1 protein-coding gene is annotated in these 1,009 nt (G+C 76.1%); it reads left to right on the forward strand.

Annotated features, from left to right (window positions below; all coding sequences use genetic code 11):
* Positions 1-146: 146 nt before the first annotated feature.
* On the forward strand, positions 147-1,009 hold an 863-nt coding region (locus tag NBW84_RS14450; RefSeq protein ID WP_250285251.1), incomplete at its 3' end, for an OmpA family protein.

Raw genomic sequence — 1,009 nt, forward strand, 5'->3', positions numbered from 1 at the left:
CGGTCGTGATGGATCACAGCCACGGTGGCCCGTGGCCCGGCGTAGCCGGTCACGATGTCCCGGCCGGCAGTCCCCGGCCAGCAGCCCCCGCCAGAAGAGCCCCGCCAGAAGAGCCATCCAGCCAGAATCCGTGCGGAGACCAGTCGATGTCCTTGGCCCAGATCGCCGCGCTGAAGCGGCCCCGTCCGGTTGTGTTCTCCCTGTGCCTGGTCGTTGCCTGGCTGCTGCTGGCGTTGCTGGCGTTCGGGCTGCGGCGTGAGCCCATCGAGGACGAGCTTGCCGACCGCGCCGTCCTGGCGGTGCGCTCGCACGGCCAGGACGGCGCGCGGGTGAGCTTCGACGGCCGGGACGCCACCGTGCACGGCACGTTCCCCAGCCTCACCGACGCCGAGGCGGCCCGCCAGGTGGTGGCGCGGGTGCCCGGGGCACGGTCGGCCTCGTTGGGCGGCGACATCCGCATCGTGCCGGCGCTGCTTTCCGGCGCCGCCGCCAGGCCCTTCGTGATCGCGGTCGATGGTGACTCGCTCACCGTCACCGCCACCGTGCCCGACCGGGCCGCCCGTGAGCAGGTGCTCGGCGCGGCCGCGGCGGCGGGCACCGGCACGCTGACCGGGAAGGTGACGGTCGACCCCGCCGTGGCCGCGCCGCCGGTCACCGTTCTCGCGGACCTGGCCCGCACGCTCACGACGGCCGCCGGTGAGCACAAGGTGACGATCGCCGGTTCCTCGGTGGTTCTGGAGGGGGGCGTGGCGGACGCCGGGGAGGAGGCCCGGCTGCTCTCGGCCGTCCTCGCCGAGACCCGCAGGACGCTGCCGGCCGCCACGGTCGACAACCGTCTGACCATCCGGTCGGCCGCCTCCGCCCCAAACGCTCCCGCCTCGGCCGCCTCCGCCCCGGCCGCCTCCGCTCCCGCCTCGGCCGCCTCCGCCTCGGCCCTCCCGACGGCCGGCGCGGCCGCGCCGGTGCCAGCGACCGGCGGGACCGCGACAGCACCGGCGGCGGATACGGC

This window comes from Protofrankia sp. CiP1_Cm_nod2 (assembly GCF_920664355.1).
GTDB lineage: Bacteria > Actinomycetota > Actinomycetes > Frankiales > Frankiaceae > Protofrankia.